The 22,274-nt window shown below is 53.0% G+C and carries 20 protein-coding genes, 11 tRNA genes and 1 riboswitch; of the genes, 3 read left to right on the top strand and 28 right to left on the bottom strand.

Annotation, left to right across the window (positions count from 1 at the left end; genetic code table 11):
* Positions 1-74: 74 nt before the first annotated feature.
* On the bottom strand, positions 75-719 hold the full coding sequence (locus EJQ19_RS26215; RefSeq protein WP_126144182.1) for an HAD hydrolase-like protein: 645 nt from the start codon (positions 717-719) through the stop codon (positions 75-77).
* Entirely contained in the window at positions 713-1,009 is a 297-nt protein-coding gene (locus tag EJQ19_RS26210) for a hypothetical protein (RefSeq protein WP_126144181.1), read from the bottom strand. The genes EJQ19_RS26215 and EJQ19_RS26210 overlap by 7 nt, the downstream gene beginning before the upstream one ends.
* A gap of 261 nt (positions 1,010-1,270) precedes the next feature.
* Here EJQ19_RS26210 and EJQ19_RS26205 point away from each other — a divergent pair, with 261 nt between their 5' ends.
* The gene (locus EJQ19_RS26205) at positions 1,271-1,837 is read left to right on the top strand and encodes a CcdC protein domain-containing protein (protein ID WP_126144180.1); all 567 of its coding nucleotides are present in this window, start codon (positions 1,271-1,273) and stop codon (positions 1,835-1,837) included.
* A 347-nt stretch (positions 1,838-2,184) separates the two neighbouring features.
* Here EJQ19_RS26205 and EJQ19_RS26200 read toward each other — a convergent pair whose 3' ends face one another.
* From EJQ19_RS26200 to EJQ19_RS26185, 4 genes are all read right to left on the bottom strand, one after another.
* The gene (locus tag EJQ19_RS26200) at positions 2,185-3,147 is read right to left on the bottom strand and encodes a GNAT family N-acetyltransferase (protein WP_126144179.1); all 963 of its coding nucleotides are present in this window, start codon (positions 3,145-3,147) and stop codon (positions 2,185-2,187) included.
* Between the two features lie 79 nt (positions 3,148-3,226).
* Positions 3,227-4,771: an extracellular solute-binding protein gene (locus EJQ19_RS26195; protein WP_241243093.1), complete on the bottom strand. Its 1,545-nt coding sequence runs from the start codon at positions 4,769-4,771 to the stop codon at positions 3,227-3,229.
* Positions 4,772-4,837: 66 nt separating this feature from the next.
* The gene (locus tag EJQ19_RS26190) at positions 4,838-5,704 is read right to left on the bottom strand and encodes a carbohydrate ABC transporter permease (protein WP_126144178.1); all 867 of its coding nucleotides are present in this window, start codon (positions 5,702-5,704) and stop codon (positions 4,838-4,840) included.
* A gap of 14 nt (positions 5,705-5,718) precedes the next feature.
* Entirely contained in the window at positions 5,719-6,606 is an 888-nt protein-coding gene (locus tag EJQ19_RS26185; RefSeq protein ID WP_241243095.1) for an ABC transporter permease, read from the bottom strand.
* A 347-nt stretch (positions 6,607-6,953) separates the two neighbouring features.
* On the opposite strand from EJQ19_RS26185, the gene EJQ19_RS26180 reads away from it, so the two are divergent.
* Positions 6,954-9,218 (top strand): AraC family transcriptional regulator, encoded by a 2,265-nt coding sequence (locus EJQ19_RS26180; protein ID WP_126144177.1) that lies wholly within the window; start codon positions 6,954-6,956, stop codon positions 9,216-9,218.
* Positions 9,219-9,323: 105 nt separating this feature from the next.
* On the opposite strand, the gene EJQ19_RS26175 is transcribed toward EJQ19_RS26180, so the two are convergent.
* From EJQ19_RS26175 to yyaC, 3 genes are all read right to left on the bottom strand, one after another.
* Entirely contained in the window at positions 9,324-10,157 is an 834-nt protein-coding gene (locus EJQ19_RS26175) for a LamG-like jellyroll fold domain-containing protein (RefSeq protein WP_126144176.1), read from the bottom strand.
* 1,110 nt (positions 10,158-11,267) lie between these two features.
* Positions 11,268-13,100, bottom strand: a complete 1,833-nt coding sequence (locus EJQ19_RS26170) for an ABC transporter ATP-binding protein (protein ID WP_126144175.1) — start codon at positions 13,098-13,100, stop codon at positions 11,268-11,270.
* 16 nt (positions 13,101-13,116) lie between these two features.
* Positions 13,117-13,659 (bottom strand): spore protease YyaC, encoded by a 543-nt coding sequence (gene yyaC, locus EJQ19_RS26165; protein WP_206438494.1) that lies wholly within the window; start codon positions 13,657-13,659, stop codon positions 13,117-13,119.
* Positions 13,660-13,751: 92 nt separating this feature from the next.
* Between yyaC and EJQ19_RS26160 the strand changes: the two genes are divergently transcribed.
* A complete protein-coding gene (locus tag EJQ19_RS26160) occupies positions 13,752-14,939 on the top strand; it encodes a glycosyltransferase family 2 protein (RefSeq protein WP_126144173.1) in 1,188 nt (395 codons plus the stop codon).
* 75 nt (positions 14,940-15,014) lie between these two features.
* Here EJQ19_RS26160 and EJQ19_RS26155 read toward each other — a convergent pair whose 3' ends face one another.
* The 19 genes from EJQ19_RS26155 to EJQ19_RS26065 form a co-directional block, all read right to left on the bottom strand.
* Complete coding sequence (locus tag EJQ19_RS26155) at positions 15,015-15,680, bottom strand: hypothetical protein (RefSeq protein ID WP_126144172.1); 666 nt, start codon at positions 15,678-15,680, stop codon at positions 15,015-15,017.
* Between the two features lie 173 nt (positions 15,681-15,853).
* Positions 15,854-16,771, bottom strand: a complete 918-nt coding sequence (locus tag EJQ19_RS26150) for a C40 family peptidase (RefSeq protein WP_241243092.1) — start codon at positions 16,769-16,771, stop codon at positions 15,854-15,856.
* A 1-nt stretch (position 16,772) separates the two neighbouring features.
* Positions 16,773-16,925, bottom strand: a riboswitch (cyclic di-AMP (ydaO/yuaA leader).
* A 61-nt stretch (positions 16,926-16,986) separates the two neighbouring features.
* Complete coding sequence (locus EJQ19_RS26145) at positions 16,987-17,493, bottom strand: GNAT family N-acetyltransferase (protein WP_126144171.1); 507 nt, start codon at positions 17,491-17,493, stop codon at positions 16,987-16,989.
* A gap of 370 nt (positions 17,494-17,863) precedes the next feature.
* A tRNA-Gly gene (locus tag EJQ19_RS26140) sits at positions 17,864-17,934 on the bottom strand.
* A gap of 15 nt (positions 17,935-17,949) precedes the next feature.
* Positions 17,950-18,026: transfer RNA gene (locus EJQ19_RS26135), tRNA-Pro, on the bottom strand.
* A 20-nt stretch (positions 18,027-18,046) separates the two neighbouring features.
* Positions 18,047-18,123: transfer RNA gene (locus EJQ19_RS26130), tRNA-Arg, on the bottom strand.
* 8 nt (positions 18,124-18,131) lie between these two features.
* Positions 18,132-18,206 (bottom strand) — tRNA-Gly (locus EJQ19_RS26125).
* A gap of 101 nt (positions 18,207-18,307) precedes the next feature.
* Positions 18,308-19,006 carry an AIM24 family protein gene (locus tag EJQ19_RS26120; RefSeq protein WP_126144170.1) on the bottom strand — a complete coding sequence of 233 codons (699 nt, stop codon included), beginning with the start codon at positions 19,004-19,006 and terminating at the stop codon, positions 18,308-18,310.
* Positions 19,007-19,022: 16 nt separating this feature from the next.
* Positions 19,023-19,505 (bottom strand): SH3 domain-containing protein, encoded by a 483-nt coding sequence (locus EJQ19_RS26115; protein WP_126144169.1) that lies wholly within the window; start codon positions 19,503-19,505, stop codon positions 19,023-19,025.
* Between the two features lie 45 nt (positions 19,506-19,550).
* A complete protein-coding gene (locus EJQ19_RS26110; RefSeq protein ID WP_241243091.1) occupies positions 19,551-20,204 on the bottom strand; it encodes a GyrI-like domain-containing protein in 654 nt (217 codons plus the stop codon).
* Between the two features lie 133 nt (positions 20,205-20,337).
* On the bottom strand, positions 20,338-20,847 hold the full coding sequence (locus tag EJQ19_RS26105; protein WP_126144168.1) for a ferritin: 510 nt from the start codon (positions 20,845-20,847) through the stop codon (positions 20,338-20,340).
* A gap of 114 nt (positions 20,848-20,961) precedes the next feature.
* Complete coding sequence (locus tag EJQ19_RS26100) at positions 20,962-21,213, bottom strand: DUF1450 domain-containing protein (protein WP_126144167.1); 252 nt, start codon at positions 21,211-21,213, stop codon at positions 20,962-20,964.
* 147 nt (positions 21,214-21,360) lie between these two features.
* A tRNA-Leu gene (locus tag EJQ19_RS26095) sits at positions 21,361-21,445 on the bottom strand.
* Between the two features lie 4 nt (positions 21,446-21,449).
* Positions 21,450-21,522: transfer RNA gene (locus EJQ19_RS26090), tRNA-Lys, on the bottom strand.
* A 15-nt stretch (positions 21,523-21,537) separates the two neighbouring features.
* Positions 21,538-21,614, bottom strand: a tRNA-Asp gene (locus EJQ19_RS26085).
* Between the two features lie 91 nt (positions 21,615-21,705).
* Positions 21,706-21,782 (bottom strand) — tRNA-Met (locus tag EJQ19_RS26080).
* Positions 21,783-21,860: 78 nt separating this feature from the next.
* Positions 21,861-21,936 (bottom strand) — tRNA-Val (locus EJQ19_RS26075).
* Between the two features lie 19 nt (positions 21,937-21,955).
* Positions 21,956-22,027 (bottom strand) — tRNA-Glu (locus tag EJQ19_RS26070).
* Between the two features lie 37 nt (positions 22,028-22,064).
* Positions 22,065-22,156: transfer RNA gene (locus tag EJQ19_RS26065), tRNA-Ser, on the bottom strand.
* Positions 22,157-22,274: the final 118 nt, after the last annotated feature.

Here is a 22,274-nt window from a genome sequence, read left to right as displayed (position 1 = left end):
TCCAACAACTGTGTCCCGTAAATAAAAACGCAAAAAGCCGCTTCAGATCCCATCTTTAGCAGCTTTATTCGCATTTACTTATAGGACAGCATGCTCATGAGCGTTCGCTGCAGCTCCTGCGGAGAGTGCACAAGATAGTCCGGCCTTCCGCTTAACAGTAAGCGAGGCGAATCGTAGCCCCAGGTGACGGCGATGATTGGGACGCCCAGCTTTTTGCACGCTTCGATGTCGCGCAGCTCGTCGCCGACATAGACCATGCGGGAAGGCGCCGTCCCCCATTCTTTCATGACTTTGCGGATGGCATGGTGCTTGCCGAAAATGGGCTTCGCGGAGATAACATCTTTAAAAGCGCCATCCAGTTTATGGTTTTTCAGAAATAACCGAATATTGGTTCCCGTATTGGAGGATAAAATGGAGCTGCGCACCCCTTGCGCGGAAAGGCGTGACACGACTTCCTTCATGCCCGGCACGAGCTGAAGCGCTCGGATGTGATCCTGATACAGCTGTCTCCCGGCGATCAGCAGCTTCGGAATTTGCAGGACCGGCACGCCGAGCCGTTCCACGCGCTCCGAGATGGTCAGCGACCGCAGCGCAGCAAGATCCTGCTGGCGAATCGGGCGAAAATGATGCTGCACCGCCATCTCATTATAAAGCTTTACCAAAAGCGCTCTGGAGTCTACAAGCGTGCCGTCAAAATCGAACAGGATATGTTTTACCATCCTGTACTATATAAGAACAGCGCCGGCCCTTCAGGCGGCACTTGGCGAACTTGATTTTGCTTGAATTCCTCCGCCGGATCAAGCGCAATATGTGGATTACTGACTGTGCGCAGGTCCTCCCACACGCACGAAATGCCTCGCCTGAAGCCCGTCGCTTCGCCTGCGAACATTTTGCACTCTTTACAAAATACCTCTCGCTGCTCTGCATCCAGCTTCACAATCTTATTCCGCAGGCAGCAGTAGATCTCATTCATCGTGTTGCAGACATTGACATGTGTCACTAGAGCCATCTCACGATCAACTCCTTAGGGAACAATTTGTGTGTAATAGTAAGTTTATCGCCCTACTATTAAGTGTATGCCAGATTTTTGTAAGAGGACGAACAAATTTGAATCTACCTTCTTGTATATGCCTTCACGCGCAGAACGGACACTTGCTTTCCCAAAATGGGTAGGTAACCAACATGTGCCAAAAACAGGCAATCGTCAGGTGACAAATGCAGGTAATTTGTTACAATAAGGAAATAACTTAGACCGTCTGGAGGCGTCCCCATGCAAGATGCAGCGCACTATATTCTTCCTCTTCTCTTTATTGCATTCTTTATTTACAGACGAATCAAACGGACTATCGGCTTTCAGCCGCTGCGCAGGCGCCGTCTCATCGGACGCTTAAGCCTTTTCAGCGTGTTTGGCGTGGTCATTCTTGCCCTCGGCTTCGTACATCCGATCCACTTTATCGGCTACGGACTCGGCCTCGCAGGCGGAACGCTGCTCGGTCTGACCGCCATACGGCATACGCGCTTTGAGCACCGTGCAGACGGATGGTATTATCGCACGCATCTGTGGGTTGAAATAACGGTGCTGGTTCTCTTCCTCGGCCGTATCGCCTACCGCTATGCGACGATAGCGGTATCGTCTTCGCCAGCCACCACGATGAATCCCACGGGCTTTGACCAGTTCTCCAAGGATCCGGTGACCGCCGGTGTGTTTTTTATCATCGTTTCCTTCTACGTCATCTTCTTTGGCTACCTGCTCCGCGAGGAGAAAAAACTCGATCCCCCCGCCCTGCATGCGGCAACGCCAACCTCCCCTACCGGGAATGCAACGATTGTGGAATAAGTTTCTCGCTTTTTCAAAGCCTGCGAAAAAGCAGGAATTTCCCTCGATCCGCTCCTGATGGGATCAAATGCCTGCGAATGTGCAGGCATTTTTGGCGTGAACCCTCTTTTTGAGCGCAATCTGAGAATAAAAACTGCATGATCGCAGGCATTTTGCTGAAAATGCCTTTTTCCCGAAAAATACCTGCCTTTTTGCAGGCATTTATCTGCCCCACCCCTTTCCACAATGTAGGGTGCCTGGGTAGTAACAAAAATAGCGGCTATTGGGCCGATTTGCTCCCAAAAGCCGCTGCTGAACCCGTTAGGGATGAGGCGCAGGATCTGTTAAACTCTGAGTGGCTATCTTGGTTAAATCCGCTCCCGCTTGCAGAACGCCACATAGCTCCGCCACGTCTTGAAGCCGAGCTTGCCGTAGAAATCGACATATGGCGTCGTATCGATCACCATATGCCGAATGCCCCGCGCGTGCAGGTAATGCACCGCTGCCTGGACAATCGCCAGCCCGTACCCATGCCCGCGGTACGTCTCGTCAATGCCGAGCGGCCCGATCCCGCCGAGCTCCCCCGGAAAAAGCGGCGCCCAGTACACGTTCTGGGCGAGCAGCGGAACTTGCGCATCATTGATCCGGCAAAAGCCGATGATTTCGCCGTCCTTCTCGGCGACGACAAATTCGCGGCCGCTGCCCCCTTGCTGCCAATACGCCAGCGTTTGGTACAGCCACTGCGGAAAGCAGCGCTGCATAAAGCGATTAAACGTACTCGCTTCCTCATCTTGCAGCATGCGGAACGACACACCCTCAACCTCCGGAAACGCTGCCAAATCCTCTTGAAAATACCTATACAAATCCACCACGTGGGATTCCCGCGTATACCCTCTCCGCTCCAGCCATGCCACGGTTTCGAGATCAGGCTCCGGAACGCCCGGAAAGACGCGGCGATGGAGGTCCTTCCCGAGCTGAATCTCCTTCACGCCTTGCTCCCGCAGCGCCTTCTCGGCCATCAGGAGCAGCCGGCTGCCAACGCCGCGTTCCCGATAGGCCGGTGCGACAAGCAGCATATGAATCCAGCCAAGCGAAGCGCTGTAGCTCACCTCGGCAACGTCATCCTGCCACATCTTGGCCGCGACATAACCGGCTAGCTGGCCTGTGGCTTCATCCCGTGCCGCCCAAGCGCCCGAGCGGAGCAGATTCGGATCCTCCAGCATATTTTGCTCCAGAATCCGCTCGCGCATCGGAAACCGATCTCCCCATACCTCGTTCCACATCATCTTGATTTCCCCGATATGCAAAGCCGTTAACGGTTCGTACCGCATGCCACCACTTCCTTCCCTCTAGTGCAAACGGCCGGCAGCGCCACATTCGCTGCCAGCCGCTTAGCGTCTGGATGACTTCTTATTTTTTCGAAGACCGGTCGTACGCTTTCTTATAAATATCCACGATTTTATCAACGCCGAGCGCTTTCATATCAGCTACGTATTTCGGCCAATCGTCCAGGCTGCGTTCACCGACAATGAACTTGGAGATGTTCTCGTCGCGCTTCTTCATAATCGTATCGCCCGTCAGCGACAGCACTTCCATCTCGCTGCTCGTGAACGCAGGCCGCGGCTGCTGCTTGCTGTCGTACTTCGGCGCCTCTTGATACGCCTTCTGCAGCTCGGGTGAAGACAAGGACAGATGCGCATCATAATCGATCCAGGCATAGGTACCGTCCGTGGACAAGCCGGTTTTCTTTCTCATATCCGCCACATCGGCGTATTTCTCGATAAATTGCTTCTTGCCGTTTTCGGTTTTATACGTGACGCCTTCTTTGCCCCAGCTGGACAGTGTTCGGCCTTCTTCACTGTAGAAGAAGTCCATAAACTTCATGATTTCCTTGATTTTCTTAGAGGATGTCGCCACCATAAAGCCTTCGTCCAGATACTGCGTATAGGCGTTCTTGGCAGGGCCGCCTGCGTAGCCGGCTGGAGCCCCCATGAACAACAAATTGAAGTCCGGTTTATCCTTGCGCAGCGCGGAGTTGAAGAAGTCGATCCGGCCGATGTAATCGATTGTGACGAACGCCCGATCCGTCGACATCAAATCCTGCCACAGCTTCGTGTCAGCCGAGAGGAAATCCGGCGGAATCAGCCCATCTTTATAAAATTTATTCAAGTATTCGATCATTTTCTTGTAGTTGTCCTCGACCGGACCGTAGCGCCATTCTTTTTTATCAAAATCATAATACACATCCGATCCCGTGCCGAAGGAAGGCGCAAAGTTCAGCAGCCGCTGCAAGCCGTTGCGGAACGACAGCGGATAGCTTTTCGGATACGCTTCCTTCACTTTCTTCAGCGCAGCATAGAGCTCATCCCACGTCTGCGGCTGGGCGATGCCCAGCTTCTTGAAGACGTCGTCGCGATACATCCAGATCATGCGGTTCGTTTCCCCGATGCCGGCGTTCGGAAACATATACATTTTGCCGTCCGATGAAATCGTATTTTGCGTGTCAAGCGGATATTTGTCCATCCACTTTTTCAAATTCGGCATGTCATTGATGTAATCCAGAATGTTAACCAGCGCGCCCTGCTGCCCATACTTATCCGCAAGCTTCTTATCCTGCGTCATCATCATATCCGGCAAATTGCCCGAGGCGATCGTCACGCTTAGCGCATCGTCCAGTTTGCCGGATGGCAGCTGTACATTGAAGGAAACGCCCGTTTTCTCCTCGATCATTTTCCAGACGATATTGTCTTTATTGTACGGCCAGCTTGGGTTGGAGTAGTTGAGCACGTTGAGCGTCATTTTCTGAATCTGGGCAGGAGCTGCACTCGCTGTGCCGGCAGAGGCGGTAGGCGCTGACGTCGATGCTTCCTGCTTGCTGGAGGAGCAGCCGGCGATGGCCGTCACCGCGAATCCGACCGCCAAACATAGCGTTAAACCTTTTCTCATTGATCTCATAGAACCCATCTCCCTTTTGTATGGTTCGAATATTCGTTGTGACAAATGTACGTTCAATCAGGACCGCTAGCCCTTCACCGAGCCGATCATCACCCCCTTGACAAAATACTTTTGCAGGAAGGGATACACAAGCAGAATCGGTACGGTTGAGACGAGAATCGTCGTAAATTTCAGCGCATCGTCCACGAGCAGCGTGTCGCCGCCGACAGCCGTGACGTTGGCCGAATTCACTTGGCCTTGCAGCACGATATTGCGCAGCACCACCTGCAAAGGAAACAGGTCCTGATTGCGCAGATACAGCAAAGCGGAGTAGAAGTTGTTCCAGATGCCGACGGCGTAGAACAACCCGATCGTCGCAAGCACGGCCTTGGAGAGCGGCAGCACGAGCCGGAAGAAGATGCCGATGTCGGTTAAGCCGTCGATTTTGCCGGATTCCTCCACCTCTTTGGGCATCGCCGCAAAAAATGTCCGCATCACGATCAAATTCCACGTGGAGACGGCGGTCGGCAGTACCATAGACCACAGCGAGTCGACGAGCCCGTAGCTTTTGACCACGAGGAAGGTCGGAATCATGCCCCCGCTGAAAAACATCGTAAATACGATGAGCAGCGTGAACAGCTTGTGATGCGGAAGCTCTTTCTTCGAAATGGCGAAGGCGCCGGCAGCCGTAATAATGAGCGAAACGAACGTGCCGACCAGCACATATTGAATCGTATTGAGATAGGCGTTAGAGATCCGTGGATCGTGTAACACTACTTTATACGTGTCCAGGTTAAATCCCTTTGGCCAAAGCGTCACATCACCTTTTAAAATATGGGTGCTGTCGCTCAGCGATACGGCCGCCATGTAGATGAACGGATACAGCGTAGCGGCCACGACGCCGAGCAGCACTAGCACGATGAGGACGTCTGGGAGTCCAATTCTCGTTTTCATCGAAATTCTCCTTTCTACCACAAGCTGGTTTCGCCGACTTTGCGGCTGACCCAATTGGCGGAATAAATGAAGATCAGGCTTACGATGCCTGTAAATAAGTCAATCGCCGTCGCGTAGCTGTAATTCCCTTGCCCGATCCCCGTTCGGTATACGTAGGTGGAAATAATGTCGGCCGTTTCGTAAATCGCCGGATTATAGAGAAGGAATACCTTCTCAAAGCCGATATCGAGGACGTGCCCGACGTTAAGGATGAAGACGATGACGATCGCCGGCGCAATGCCTGGCAGCGTAACGCTCATCATTTTATTCCACCGGCTAGCCCCGTCCATTTCCGCCGCCTCGTATAGCTGGGGATCGATGGAGGTCAGAGCCGCCAAATAAATAATCGTTTCCCAGCCGACATGCTGCCAAATTTCCGAAATAACATATACGGGACGGAACATCCCCGGCATGACCATAAAGTTGATTGGTTCGAAGCCCAGTAATGTGATGAGGTGATTGACGATCCCGCTGGAAGGTGAAAGGAACATAAGCACCATACTCGCCGCCACAACGTTCGAGATAAAGTGGGGCAAATAGCTGACCGTCTGCACGAATCGCTTGAACACCGCGTTCCTCGCCTCGTTGAGCAGCAGCGCCAGCACAATCGGCGCCAGGAAGCCGAAGATTAGCCGGTAAATCCCCAGCATGAACGTATTGTAAATCAGTTTGAAGAAATCGGGATTTTCCCAGAACAGCTTGTAATACTTGAACCCGACCCATTCGCTTGCCCAGATGCCTTTGAAGAGATTGTAGTTTTTGAAGGAAATGACCAACCCGAACATCGGAACGTACTTAAAAAGTAAATAAAACAACAGCGTAGGCAAAAAGAGCAGGAATAAATATTTGCCTCGCTTCCACATCTTGAAGTACGCAACCCGCTTCGTCCCCTTCGTCGCTTGCGAAATGGGCATGGGTTTGACTGCAGCCGGCGTGTTGGTTCGCAACCGTCATCTCTCCTTTTTTTCTGTAGTGTAGGTCTGCCCCCTCTGACGTTGTGAGGCGCTGCATCGACACGCCCATCGTAACCGATCCTCGAACGGGCTGGCTATCCGCTTCCTTATCCACTCATGGGCAATTTTTTATAAATCGAGAAAAATCATAAGAATCCCTAAAATTCATCGTCGTAAATTTCAAACTTTTCCTAACACGGCGAAAGGGTCCATGCTATAATTTTTCACATAATCCGGATAGGCGAAAGGAGACGGCGATGCAGAGCACCACTTATGTCCCACGGAAGAAGTATAGCGGCTCTCTGTTTTACCGATTGCTGCTGAGCTTTATCATCATCATTTTGCTGCTGGTATCCTTTAATGTCGCGTCCTTTACGTTCTTTCGCAGCAGCATTCGTGAAGAAATTATTAAGAACAGCTCCTCGAACCTGGAGACGACCGTAGCCAGCTATGAGAAAAATATCGCTCTGATCAAAAGCCTGCTGGTCAGCCTCTACTTCAATACACATACGGAAGCGCTCAAAAACAATCCGCAGCAATTCGATTTCTACATCCTGAGCCAAGTGCAGCGCGAACTGCAGAACGTGTTGGCCAGTAATCAGCTCTATCTGTACAATATCATTTATTTTTTTCCTAAACGGGACTTTGCCTTGGATAAGGACGGCTCCCGGGAGGCGCATATGATGTTCAGCAAATTTTATACGTCGTCCCTCTATCCTGATTCCTTCTGGCCCGCAGAAGTAGCCAAGCCTGCGCAGTCGTTCCGAGTGTATCCTTCAGCCGCTTTCCAGGAAGCGACGAGCTTCTCGAGCCGCACCATCGGCACGTTCAATCCCGTCATGTTCAAAAGCGCCGCTATGGACAGCTTTGCCATTTTCGCTTTGCTGGACAGTGCGCAGATGTTTGAGGCGTTCAGCCACTTCCAAAGGGATGCCGACTTCTATATTCTCGACGAGAACGGCAGCGAAACGTTTGCAGCGACGTCCCGTACAGAGCCATTGAAGCTAAAATCGACAACCACCAACAGCGGTTATTATTGGGAAGGGACGAATTATTATTTCTACAAAAAGGGCGCCGAAACCGGCAGCACCTACGTTCTGATCGTACCGCTGGCGACGATTACGGAACAATTTTTCAAGCTGAATGTGTTCATGATTACGCTTATCGTGCTGTCGATCATTATCGGAGTCGGCATTTCCATTCTTTTCGCCAAAAGGTTTAACAACCCGCTCTCCGCTATCATCGGCTCCATCCAGCAGATGGATCGCCACAGCACGCCTTATGTCACGCCGATTCGCGAATTCAATGTCATCAGCCAGAAGCTGCACGACTTGTTTCTAACGAACGAGACGATCAACCGGGATTTGATTACGAAAAATTCGCTGCTTAAGCACTACGCCTATCTCAATAAAGTCAAAATGATCCATACCGATATTGAGGGTGCGAAAATATCCATCGATTCCGACAGGCCTTACGTGATCGTCCTCTATCAGCTCATGTATATCGACAGCCAACTGGCCGCCATGGATATGGATCCGAACCGGGCGTCGTACTATATTAAGGAATTCGTCCACTCGCAGTTCATTCAGACCTTCAAAGACTCGCTTACCTTCCAGATTGAGAAGGATCAAATTCTGACGATTCTGTTCATCGACGATTCGGAACGGGAAGCCTTGGACGTTTTGCTCCTGGATATTAAGAAAATATTCGAGCTGGACGCCTCCTACTGCACCGTCACCATTGCGGTCAGCCCGGTGTATGACAATGCGTTCGCGTTCAACACGGCGTTCGAATACACCTTGCAGCTGGCGAGGCAGCGCAAGCTCGGCGAAGATGTGCAAATTATCCGGGAGAAAGAAAATTTGCCGCCCGACCTTTGGCTGACCCCGGCGAACATGAAAGAGTTTACCGCCAACTTGACGTCCGGCAACGCTGCGATTACGATCCCAATCATCACGAAAACGCTGGAGCTGGCCGTGAAACGAGGCGCCTCCTACGCGCAAATCGCGGAGCTGGCCAAAGAGATCGTCAATCTTATCATTAAAACGCTGTACGCCAGCCATAATCCGATGTCCTTGCTCGATGAGAAGCGCAGTCCGGCCGACAGCTTGAGAAATTGCCGGACGCTTGCGCAATTCCAGCAGTTTTTTGAGGAGCTGCTAACGCAATCCGCCGCCGGCATTCGCCAGAAGAAGGAAGCGACGGATTACATCACGAGCTTCGTCACCAGCTATGTCAACGATCATTTCGGCAGCGATCTGTCGCTGGACTTGCTGGCGGATAAGTTGAACATAACCGGCGCCTACCTCTCGACGTATTTTAAGGAAAAAACAGACACCAACTTCAGCGATTACGTCAACACCGTGCGCATGAACAAAGCGATGGAGCTGCTCAAGAAGACGGACCTCAAAATTCAAGACGTCGCTTCGCTCGTCGGCTATTATACGATCGCTTCCTTCAATCGCATGTTCAAAAAGCATACCGGTCTGACGCCGAGCGAATTCCGGCGCGCGCAGCTGTAATAGCAAAGGACGACCCGCACCGAAAAGGTTTCGGCGGGAATTGCAAAGGACGACCTGCACCGAAGGGTTTTCGGCAGGTCGTCCTTTGTTAATGTCGATAACGGCTTAGTTCGTCATCGCGGTATAATGCGCGGTCAGCTGCGCAGGCGGCAGCTCGTAGTCGTAGACCGCGACCTTCCCGATCGCGCCCTGGAAGAACGAAGCGAGATCCCGCGTCGCAATCCGCATTGGCGCCGTTCCGTTGCCAGGAACGATGCTGTAATCGGAGAGCTTGTCCTGATCCCGCAGCACGCCGTTCTTGAATAATTTCGTATATCCGGTTGTATAGGTAGCGCTCGTATTCACGGTATTAATAACCAAAGTGTAGTGAATCCACTGACCGGCGGTCACCGTGTCCTGGAAATAGGATCCAGCCCCCAGGCCGCCGCTTAAATTGAACGAGTAGCCGCTGATCCGGTTAGGGCGGTTCTCGGTGTTCGTCAGGCTGTACATACGCGCCACCCAGGAGTGCTGACCGGAGGTGCCTTTGCCCATCCAATGCACATAGCCGCTGCTTTCACTGTGCGTAAACTGCAGCACATCCGGGCGCATCCACGCCTCAATCGTCAAAATTCCGGTGCGCGTCACTTCCAGATAGTCGTCATCCGGGATCGTAAAATATTGCGTCGCACCGTCAAACACCGGCGCTGCGTCGCCGTTCGGCATCGTTGTATCCGTCGGGCTTCCGGTGAACGTGCCGTTCAACCCGTGCCCCGACTGGTCTGTCGTGACCGTCGACGACAGCGGCCAGTACCCGACGGGATTGTCGGCCAGCACCGCCGTGTCGTAGGCGGATGCGGCTTTCACGGCAGGCATCGCCGGAAAGCACGCGGTCAGCAAGAAAGCGGCCATCATCGTTACGGCAAGCTTGGACATCCGATTGGAACCTGTGTAACCCATTGTCAATCGTCTCCTCTCCATCATGGCAAATCATGTGCCTTGCTTGGCATTGCTCAGATCACCGACAGCGCTATCCTTTGCCTCCTTTCCCTTAGGATAGTTGTAGTGTAGGGGAAAGCGCCGGCCTGCAACAGAGTCTCATTTTGGGAAGCTGATGAATTCTTTTACCAGTCGAACAATTCGTTATAATCCATAAAAAGGAAAAGGGGAAGGCGCCGTCTAACGGACGATTGCGTCTGTTAGACCGTGTATGATCCGAAAAAGAGCCGCTAATGGATATTTGCTCGAGTGGTCGCCGAGACGAATTTCCATTCTTTGTGGTACCGCGCAGAGGCATTGAAGGCTACTCAGGTATCTATCAGATGGAAAACGGTGATTGTACGAGTTACTGCGAAAAGGCAGGAATTTTTCACAAAAGAGGCGTTTTTTACAAAATGCCTGCAAAAAAGCAGTTTTTTAGGCCAGACTCACCCCAAGTGGTGGTTCTCGCCAAAAATTCCTGCAAATTCGCAGGAATTTGATCAATCAGAGGGAGGATGGAGGGAAATTCCTGCTTTTTTGCAGCTTTGGAGGACCGATCTGGCTCGCGACCTCGCGAACTGTATGGCTTCGGTTCAGCCTCTTTCTTCACTCCGCATCTTGAATTGCTTCCATTCGGCAGGAACACCGCAAAAAGTCCCTCAATTGGGAAGACCTAAGCAGTTACTAACGGCGATATTCTATTTCAGCTTATGGATAGATTTTTGAGGTAGGCCCGCTCCCGCCCGGCGATAATAGCTGCGTGAACTAGCCAATGGTTTCATGGCTTAAATAAACCAAATCGCGCTCATTTTCTTCAATAAGGAATGTTACCATTGCCTATTTTGGGAAATCATCGCGATGACAGCGATCGTTCGCGAAATAACCAATGGCTCCATTGGCTATTTCGGGTACATCCGCTGCATACCCAGCTTTAGCCAATGCTTTCATTGGCTAATCTCCTCCATCTACTGGCCATGTACCGGCCAAAGTGCCAAGACCCACATAGCGCCACTCTGACAGCAGAGACAGCGAGGACATCTCAAAAAAGGCCGCCTCCCCCTTATCTGACCGGGGAAGCAGCCTCCATCTTCAGCCGCCCTCCACCTCGGCGGCCTTCTTGAACTGCGTGCTGTACAGCCTTGCGTACAGCCCTTCCTGCGCGAGCAGCTCGCTGTGCGTGCCCCGCTCCGCGACGCTGCCGGCCTCGATCACCAGAATGTGATCGGCGGCCAGCACCGTCGAGAGCCGGTGCGCGATCACCAGCGTCGTGCGCCCCCGCATCAGCTCCTCGAGTGCCGACTGCACATAGGACTCGGATTCCGAGTCCAAGTGCGACGTCGCCTCATCGAGGATGAGGATGCGCGGCCGCTTCAGGATCGCGCGGGCAATCGCGATCCTCTGGCGCTCGCCCCCGGAGAGCCGGTGCCCGCGCTCTCCGACCATCGTGTCGTACCCTTCGGGGAGCGACACGATATAATCGTGGATGTAGGCCTGGCGGCAGGCCTCCTCCATCTCCTCACGCGTCGCGTCTTCCCGCGCAAAGCGCAGGTTGTCCGCAATCGTCGCGTGGAACAGAAACGACTCTTGCGTGACGTACGCGATCTGCGCGCGGAGCGACGCCAGCTTCACGTCGCGGACGTCCACCCCGTCGACCTCGACGACACCGCTCGTCGGGTCGTACAGCCGCGCGATCATGCCGATCAGCGTCGATTTGCCTGCGCCGCTCGGCCCGACGAGCGCGACCATTTCCCCGGGCTGCGCCTCGAACGTGATGTCGCGCAGCGCGTACTGCCCCGGCTTATAAGCAAACGACACCTGCTTATAAGCCACACGCCCCGCGACCGGCCCCAGCGGCCGTGCGTCTTCCCGGTCCATGACATCGGGCACCATGTCCTGGTACTCGAAAATGCGCTGGAACACGCCCAGCGCCGTCGCCACCTCCACCTGCAGGTTCAGCAGCGTGCCGACCGGCATGTACAGGCGCCCGAGGTACGCGGCAAAAGCCACGATCGCGCCAAGCGACATACTGCCGTTGATGACGGAATACCCGCCGTACAAATAAATGATCGCGGTGCCCAGCGGCCCCAGCGTGCTCGTCGCCATACCGAACCAGCGACCCACCAGATTGAGCCGCAGCTCCAGATCCATGACCTTCTGGTTCATGGCCGTAAATTCCCGCTCCTGCTGCGTCTCCCTGCCAAAAATTCGCGTCAGCAGCGCTCCCGAAATGCCGAAGCTCTCGCTGAGCTGCGACGAAATGTCCGAGCGCACCTTCTGCGTCTCCAGCCGGAGCGCTTTGCGCATCTTGGATACCTTTTTCACCGGCATCATAAAAAGCGGCAAAATCAGCAGCGCAATGATCGCCAGCTTCCAATCGAGCGCAAACAAGATCCCCACCGTCGTCAGCACAATGACAATTTGGGTAATCGAGGAGACGACCAGCGACGTCACGACGCTCTGCACAGACTGCACATCGCCGGTGATGCGCTGTACGATTTCTCCAGATCGCGCATCGGTGAAAAACGCCATCGACTGCCGCTGCAAATTATGAAACAGCGACTGTCCCAAGTCGCGAATAACTCCCTGCGTCACCTTCGTATTGAGGTGGTTTTGCCACACCCCGAGTACTCCGCTCAACAGCGGAAGTACGATCATAAGCACCGCCATCACCGCCAGCAGCTTCATGTTGCCTTGCGGAATCGCCTTATCGATGATCTCCTTCATCACAAGCGGCGGAATCAGTCCGATCACTGCCGCAAGCAGCGCCAAACCGATAATGACGGCAAGCTGCCCCCAATAGCTTCGAAACAGCAGCAAAATCCGTTTCATCGACACATCCTTGAGCGTCGCCTTCGGGCGATTACGGTCGGAAAGCCTTCCTCCCATGCCTCCCGGGCCGCCGCCCATCCCACCTGGTCCCATCTCCATCGCTCCTCATTTATCCCTCTTGCAGCGGAAACGCATTCACAATCGCCCGCACGACATCTTCGGCCATCTGCATCACATGATACAGCGATGTGGTCTGCAGCACACTGTACTGCCTTGGTCCGTCGGCGTTCACAATCGCCGCAATCGTGTAATCGCCGACCTGCGGCAGTACCTTTCCGACGGATTTGCCCGGCGCAATCGGCTGATTCGACAGCTGATACATGCCAACGCTCAGTTTTTGCCCTAGACAAGCATCAACGGCAATGACCGTCATCCCAGCCGGAATCTCCGCAAGCCGCTGCGGCAAATTGCTGGCATCGCACGGCGCCTCCAGCGTCCCTACAACCGACTTGTAACCCAGCCCCGCAAGCCGGCTGCCGACCAAAGGTCCGAGCGCATCGCCGGTCGAGCGATCCGTCCCTATACAGACAAACGCCACTCGTTCGGCGATTAGCCCCTCGTCCGTCGCTATCGCTTTTAATTGCTCCGCAAGCTCATCCGCTTTGCATTTTTTCCAAAACTGCGCTTGCCCGTGAATCTTGTCGTCCTCCATTTCAGCCTCCCTTTCGTGCAGAGACATTTCCTCCAGCTTCTTCTGGATGTTATAATGCGGTCATCTTCTATTCTTTCACAGGGAGGCCCCCGATGTCCATTCTTAGCCTTACCGCGCTGGTCGGACTCCTCTACTGGCTGTATGTCACCCGCGAGGTATTCCAAAGCAAGCATCTGTTCGGGACACTTCCAAAAGCGGAGCGCTTGCCGGACAAGCCGCCGCTCGTCTCTGTCATTATCGCCGCCAAGGAAGAGGAAGGCAGCATCCAGGATACCGTCCGGTACCTGCTTTCCCAAAATTACCCCCGCCTGGAAATCATCGCAGTCAACGACCGATCGATGGACCGAACCGGCGTCAAGCTCGACGAGCTGCGCAAATGGTCTGAAGGCACTAGCGGCATAGCGACACCGCTGCGGATCATTCATATTACCCAGCTCCCGCAAGGGTGGCTTGGAAAAAATCACGCCCTCTACCAAGGCTATCTGCAAGCGAGAGGGCAGTATTTGCTGTTTACCGACGCGGATATTACGTTTGCCCCGGACACCATTGCCGACAGCATCGCTTATATGCAAAAAGAGGACGTCCAGCACCTCACGCTGACGCCTACGATGACGGCACGCGGGCCATTGCTCCGCGGCTTCGTGCACTTCTTCCTGTTCGCGTTCGCGCTCTTCGTTCGCCCCTGGCGGGCGAACCTCGAAAGCGCTCGGGAACCGGGCATTGGGATCGGCGCGTTTAACCTAGTTAAGCGCACCGCCTATGAAGCCGTCGGCACGCACCGGGCGATTGCGCTGCGCCCCGACGACGACCTCCAGCTCGGCATTGCACTCAAGCGCGCCGGCTTCCGTCAAAGGCTGCTCTCCGGCAAGCATCTCCTGCGCGTCGAATGGTATCCCAGTCTGCGTGAAGCGATCCGCGGCCTGGAGAAAAACCTTTTTTCCGGCTTCCGCTACAGCTATCTGATCGCGCTCGTCGCCTGCTTGGGCCAATTGGTCGGCTTTCTCCTCCCTTGGCTCGGCATGCTGCTGCTCTGGGATTGGCGCGGCGCCGTCTTCGCCGTGAACGTCATTCTGCAAATCTGGCTGTACCGCAGGCTGATGCAGCAGCTCATGAGCAGGCACGGCGACGAAGCGTACCTGCTGCCCGTCAGCGCGGCGCTCATGCTATACACCATGATCCGTTCGGTTTGGCTGACCTGGCGCCAGGGCGGCATCTACTGGCGAGGCACGTTCTACGCTCTGCACGACCTCAAGGAAGCACACGCCAAACGCACCAAATAAGCGTTACTCCTTCGAGCAAAGCTTATCGATCCGCACGCCCTCAGACGCGCATCGCGTTCGAGGGCTTTTCATTTTTTAATGCACGCGATTCATGCGCACAACCCGGTAATACAGCTGTTCCAGCATCTCCTGCTCCACTTCGAGATAACCCTCGACATGGACATAGTCTCCGAGTATGAAGGACGTCGCATCGACGGAATTCGCATGGGTGAGGAAGAGCAGCGCTCCCCTGTCATTGCCGATAACGAAAGCCGTCTGTTCCTTGACCTGAAACTTCTCCAACACTTTGCCATGATGAGACCGCGCGATATGATGAAACTGCCAAGCCTCGCCTTCCTTCACAAGAAAATACAGCACGCGGTTCCGCTGATGATTGCTGAATTCCCGGGTCACCCCGATCATGCAGACGCTCTCGCCGATCCTTATATATTCATCGACCACATGCGATTTCAGACGCAGACGGTGTACATTTTTTTGCTGAATGTAGGCCTCCATCTCATCAACCGAGCGATGATCCCTCGGGTCTTGCCTCGTCGCATAGAACACTTCTTTAATGAAGGTATCTGTTTGTAAGTGACGCGCCCCTTTGAAATGATTATACGTTTGAAAAAATTGCTGAATCACCCCGCGCACCTCTTCCGGAATGTCGGGAACCACATCAACGCTGTACAGGTTAACGGCCCGATTCGACGTCCGAGTGCGATTGCGATAAAACCAGCTTTTCCAGACACCTGCCTGCATGCTTCTTGCGTCACCTACTTTCTTGCAACCATTTCTCCATTATAGGCGAAAATTTGTAAAATTTCGATAAAAATCGCGCATTTTGCAACAAAAAGAACACTTGCCGCTCCGCTCTTCTATGAAAAGAAGAACGAGCAAACAAGTGTTCTCGATTTTCCAGCCGGTTTCTCCGTCTAGAAGACTCTCTTCGCGCCCACGTAGCGGGAGCTCCAATAGTTGCTGGAGAGACTGTCAACCGTCACGCCGCTGGATGTGGTGGAAGAAATAAATTGATTATTCCCTAAGTAAATCCCTACATGATTGACCTGCTTGGCAGCGAAAAACACAAGATCACCCGCTTGCAAATCCGTTACTCGCGTTCCGGCATTGTCATACATGTCGACCGATGTTCTCGGCAAATCGATGCCTTTTGCCAGAAACAGATAGCGAACGAATCCGGAGCAATCAAATCCGTTCGGCGTCGTGCCTCCCCATTTGTAGGGGGTCCCTTGGTAAGCGCTGGCTGCTTGAATGATCTGCTCGGACAGAGGTGGCGCTACTGCCGCTTTGACTTGGGCAACCGCCGGTTTCGGCGGAGGCGGAGGCGCAATATACGCCGGCTTATGCGGCTTGCCGTCCGCATCGACGATCGCAAGGTCGTTGGCCTCGCTCCATTCAATCTGCGAACCGAACGTCTCCGTGATGAACCGTAACGGCACGTATGTATTGCCTTGGTACAGCTTCGGCGAGCTTTCCAGCGAAATCCACTTGCTGTTCACAATCGCCTTCTCCTGATCGGTCGTGAGCTGTATGGCCTGATCGTTATTGACCAGTGTAACCATGACACCGTTCTCCTTGCGTTCCCAGCCGACTTGATACCCGAGTTTTTCGGACAGTACGCGCAGCGGTACTTGAAGGATGCCTTCTTCGTCGATAAAAGGCTGTACCTCCGGGAACTTCAGCAGCTCATCGTTAACCTGCACCTTCACCGGCGTCCCCGCTGGTGTTGGCGTATTCGCCTGTGCGGCTTGCGCCTGCGGTCCGGCAAGCAAAATAAACGCCGTACCTGCCGCCGCGCACGAACAAATAAAGCTTTTAGCAAAAAACTTCAAACCATTTCCTCCTTGACGCCTCCGAGGTTAGTTGACGGGTTCGGGAAGAGGTTTTCCCTAGTAAGACCGGCTAGCCGATCTGTGCATTCACCCCAAGTAAAGAAGTCCCCCGTACCGGAGCTTTTGCTGCTCCAGGATTCGGCATTTTTTGTCTATGTTAGACTAGCACAGGTCAAAACTGTCTGGCAACTTTTGCGAACTGGTAAATATTTCTGTTACTTTTTGTAAACTTCTGCATACAGTATGCGCTTGTAAGGAAGGAACTCCGCTTCCGTCAGAGGATGGGGATAACTCATAATGTTAAGCGCGATCTCCGGCTGGCCCGATCTAAGCGGCGGCTGCTTGTATGGAAAGTCATTCAGATGAAAACCGCAGCGCTCATAAAAATGAATTCTCCGCTCGGCCATCGCCTCGTACGGAGGCTCTACCTCCAGCACGATCGGCGAAGCTCCGCTGTGCATGTAATCCGTCAGCATCCGTTTGCCGATGCCGCCGCCCCGGATCGTAGCTCCCACGGCGATGTGTTCCACGAAGCGGAACGTTCCAAAATCCCAGCTTGCCAAGATGCCTGCGGCGTGCCCCGCCGCATCCCGCTCTATATGGAGACGGTAGTTCCGGTTTTCCAGCAGCGTTCGCTGGCCTTCATACGTCCGAATCTCCGTCACCGGAAAAGCTTCCTCCAACAGCTTGAATACCTCGTCAAACGGTATTTGTATCTCCATTCGCATTCATCTCCTATCTAATTAGAATGTCCATTAAAAGCAAAAAGCCCTACGAATGGCGCTCGTAAGGCTCTCTTGGGCAGGCGGCGGCTCTCCTAATGAGCGTGCAATATAACGCCGCTCTCCCCTAACGGTTATCCAGGCGCTTATTGAAGCAAACCGCTTATCTGCTCTAACGCAAACAACCACCCTAAGGTGGTTGTTAAACTTTCTAAGCGGGCGATGGGAATACTCCAAATCTTTATTAAACTTGCTTCCTACGGAAGCACCAGCGGAAATTTGGACGCGCGTCCTGCGGACGTTCGAACCCAGGGTTCGCTTCCCTGCCCTAACGCAAACAACCACCCGAAGGTGGTTGTTTGACTTTGTAAGCGGGCGATGGGAATCGAACCCACGCGATCAGCTTGGAAGGCTGAAGTTCTACCATTAAACTACGCCCGCGTAATATGAAATTGATGGTCGGGACGACACGATTTGAACATGCGACCCCCTGCTCCCAAAGCAGGTGCTCTACCAAGCTGAGCTACGTCCCGAAGTATCAATTTAGAAAAAATGGCGCGCCCTGAGAGATTCGAACTCCCGACCTTTTGATTCGTAGTCAAATACTCTATCCAGCTGAGCTAAGGGCGCATATCTTATGGAGCGGAAGACGGGGATCGAACCCGCGACCCTCGCCTTGGCAAGGCGATGCTCTACCGCTGAGCCACTTCCGCACGGTAATGTTTCTTTCGCCGCTCAAACCGTTTGTCCGAGGCGACAAGGAATAATATATCAGGAATCGCGGACAAATGCAACTGGTTTTTATTACTTTTTTTCATTTAATAAAAATCCCGCCAAAAGGCAGCACTTCCCGCGCAATTCGCCGCAGCAAACCGTCCGTCTGCATGTGCTCGTCGAGCTTACGGTCCGGCTTGCAAGGCTGCACAAGCACCTGCCCTTGCCCGGTCAGCTCCCACTGGTAATTCATATGCTGGCTTGCCAGCGTATTGCCGTATACGCACAGCCGCAGGTTCGCCTGCTTTGGGTAGGCAATGAGGCATTGCGCATCCACATATAGCGGCTTGTCCGGGCTCAGTGCCATGGGATGAACTGGCCCCGCCGTCAGGATGCCGATCGTACCGCTGCCGCTGAACTGCATTTTAATCAAATCCTGCGTAATAATCGTATTCTTCATGCTCTGCAAATGAGAGGTAAACGTAACCCCCTCCGTATAAAACAGCACATGCTTAAACTCGTACAACAAATCGTCGCCTTCCGCAATCGGAATGACGGTCATATTGTAGCCTTCCGGCAGCCCGATAAGCACCTCAGCCGGCCCGGTAATCCGGGATTGGATGAGCCTTTTTTTCCGGTACATGTTCGGCAGCTTCATTAGCCCATCTTCCCGCTGGTTCGCTTTTCCTTGAAACGCGACGATCTGGTTGGGGTGCAGTATATGGACGGCTTCGCCCGACTCCACATGTAAGGTGGCTACTTTCGTCTGTGCGCTGTTTTCGTGAAAATGAACGTCCATACCGCATCCCCCTCCCTTACTTCCTTATAGCCCGCCTCCGGTTCCGCCACAGTACAAATCGGATAACCCGGCCGATGACAAAATAGCCAATCACGAGCCCGACTACCGTCAGGATCATCGTCGTAATTTTACGGTTGCGCTTCTCTTTATTTTGCGCCAGCTCTTCCATCGCCTTGAGCCGCGCCTGCAGCTGCTCATTCTCCTGCTTCAGCGCATCGTTCTGGCTCAGCAGCTTCTCCTCCGTCTCTTTGGACTGCCTCATCGCTTCGGAGAGCTTCTCCTGCTGTTCGTCAATCTTGCCTTTCTGTTCTTCAAGCTGCTGCTTGGCGGCATCGTAATCTTTTTGAATCTGTTCCACATTGCTCGGAAGCTGATATATATCCTTAATCCGATCAAAAAAAGACGCCTGAGCCGAAGAGGCCGGACCGAATAGCCCCACAATGGCAGCCAGCGCACATACAGCCAGTCCCAAGTACCAACGTTGAAAAGCGCTCCTCATCCGCCTCTTCTCCCCTCACTGCCGTTTTCGACATTTTCTTTTATTTTACTTCAAAAGTCCCCCATTCTCCACTTCTGCTTTTTCCCTTCTCGTAACCGGATGCCGCAAAATCGTCTTCATCTTCGCAGGCTCCACCCGCCGCGAGTCGGACAAATAAATCTCATGATGCAGACCGGCATACGCCCAGCCCTCCGCATGGATAAAATCCTCCATCTGCCTCAACGTCTCCGGCTCAGTCGCGTAAGGTCCCACGTGCAGCATTTGCACGCACTGCCCTTCATGCAGCTCCTCGAAACGAACATCACCAAGCTCGACCAGCTCTTTCTTCTTCTTCATCGCCTGCTGCCGCGCTTCCTCCACCTGCTCAATCGTCACGTACGCCGGCATTCGAATCAACAGCTTCCACCGCCACTCGGCGCGCGGAACCTCCAGAGCTTGTCTAGGGTCCCCATCGACCCACCAGAGCCCCTCCAGCTTTGGAACCGTGAAATCCTGCTCCTTCCCCTTACATAGCCCCTTCACGCCATAAGAAACCGTATAGAGCGCTTCTGTCGCCCTTGCGAATGTCTCGCCATCCGGATCTCCTTGTCCCGTGATCGAGGCATAATGAGCGGTTTCAAATGCAATAAGCTGCGGCTTTGCCTTCGCCGTGTAGTATGATTTGTACAACTTTCCGAGATCGAGCTTCTCCATATCCATCACCATTCCCTTTCTTTTTATTTAAGTATATAAAATAAACCCTGACAACTGTCCGTCAGCAAATCCCCTGACGAATTGAAAAAGACCCACCGTCCCACGGACGGTAAGTCTTTTATCTGAATAAGCTATGTAATTATTCCGCTGCCGGCGGTGTAAATGTCCGCTGTGCAAACTCTGCATCCAGCATGAAAAACGCGTTGCTGTCTTTGTCGATTCGTTTCAGCTTATTGATAATGCTGTCGAACATGGCTTCCTCTTCCACCTGCTCGTCGATGAACCATTTCAGGAACTGCATCGTCGCATGCTCGCGGTCGTTCAGCGCCAGGTCGGACAAATGATAGATCCGGCGAGTCACTTCCTGCTCATGCAGATACGCATGCTCAAACGCATCCAAAATCGACTCATACTGATTAACCGGCGTCGGCATGCCTTCGAATTCCACTTTTTTGCCGCGATCGTTGATAAATTTAAAAATCTTCATCGCATGAAACTTCTCTTCCTCTGCTTGCACCATAAAAAAGTTCGAGAAACCGTCCAAGCTTTCTCCTGCGCAGTAACCGGCAATCGCCAGATAGACATGTGCAGAGTAAAATTCATAGTTCATTTGTTCATTCAGCGCTTCAACGAGTTTGTCATTTAGCATTTGTTGCACACACCTTTCTGTATGGCTATTGCTTATTCAAGCCCCATACATACAAGATTACCAGAACTGTGCATACAAATACAAACGGAAGTAACAATTTTAAAAGGTCCACGTTCATGCCATCACACGCTCCGCCCGTGACTCCGCTATTATCTGCTTAAGCTGCGCATAGAGCATATCCGGTGATTCCGCACAAAGAAGCTTCTTCTTGCCGACCATCGCGATGCATTCCTTGCGGCAGTGCCTGCAGTTGCCGAGGCAGTCCTTTTTCTTTTGCTTCAGCTCCGGGAACTCGTGCTTAATGGATTTATAGATTTGCTTCGATCCGAACTTTTCGTTTCTGCAGCAGTATTTGATCGTCTTCAAATGCGGTCGCCTCCCGCTTATAGCTAGCCACAACTTCTCTCTTCTTGATATTAGTGATAATAATAATCACTGTCAACTAATAATTTGGCGATCCCATAAGAAAAAGCTCCCTTCATCCTTTTGGGGATAAAGAGAGCTTTTCTTAGATGCGGTCGAGAGGACTCGAACCTCCACGGGGGGTTAGCCCACACGGACCTGAACCGTGCGCGTCTGCCAATTCCGCCACGACCGCGAAGTGAGTCATGTAGGATTCGAACCTACGACACCCTGATTAAAAGTCAGGTGCTCTACCAACTGAGCTAATGACTCATATTGTGTTAAAAATGGCGGAGCCGACGGGATTCGAACCCGCGGTCTCCTGCGTGACAGGCAGGCATGTTAGGCCTCTACACCACGGCTCCACACGATTAAAGTACCTCACTGTTTATGGGCCCCGAGAAAGTAATCGGTATACGCTACAGAGCTTACTTCACTTTCTTGGGTATAACAGGTTGGTTGCGGGGGCAGGATTTGAACCTGCGGCCTTCGGGTTATGAGCCCGACGAGCTACCGAGCTGCTCCACCCCGCGTCAATAAGAGAGAATCATTGGGCCCAGAAAAAGTAATCGGTGTTACTACGCTGCATTTCGTCACTTTTTTGGTTATTATGGTGGAGGCTGACGGGATCGAACCGCCGACCCTCTGCTTGTAAGGCAGATGCTCTCCCAGCTGAGCTAAGCCTCCATGGGAATATAAATGGAAGTGACCCGTAGGGGACTCGAACCCCTGTTACCTCCGTGAAAGGGAGGTGTCTTAACCACTTGACCAACGGGCCTCATAAATCAGCCATTCTAAAGCTGTGGAAAAAATTATGGCGGAGAGAGAGGGATTCGAACCCTCGAGACGCTTGTGACGCCTACACGATTTCCAATCGTGCTCCTTCGGCCAGCTCGGACACCTCTCCATGCTGAAAGCCTAGAATGAACTGTTATTATAAGATTGGGATCCCCAAAAAGCTAAGTCTTCACTCAAATGAGCTTGTCCTTCTCTTTTTGGGGATTGGACTCCCCGAACAGGACTCG

The organism is Paenibacillus whitsoniae (genome assembly GCF_003955665.1).
Classification (GTDB): Bacteria; Bacillota; Bacilli; order Paenibacillales; family NBRC-103111; genus Paenibacillus_E; species Paenibacillus_E whitsoniae.
Note: the sequence above shows the minus strand (reverse complement) of the source record. Positions and strands in the feature narration are given on the sequence as shown.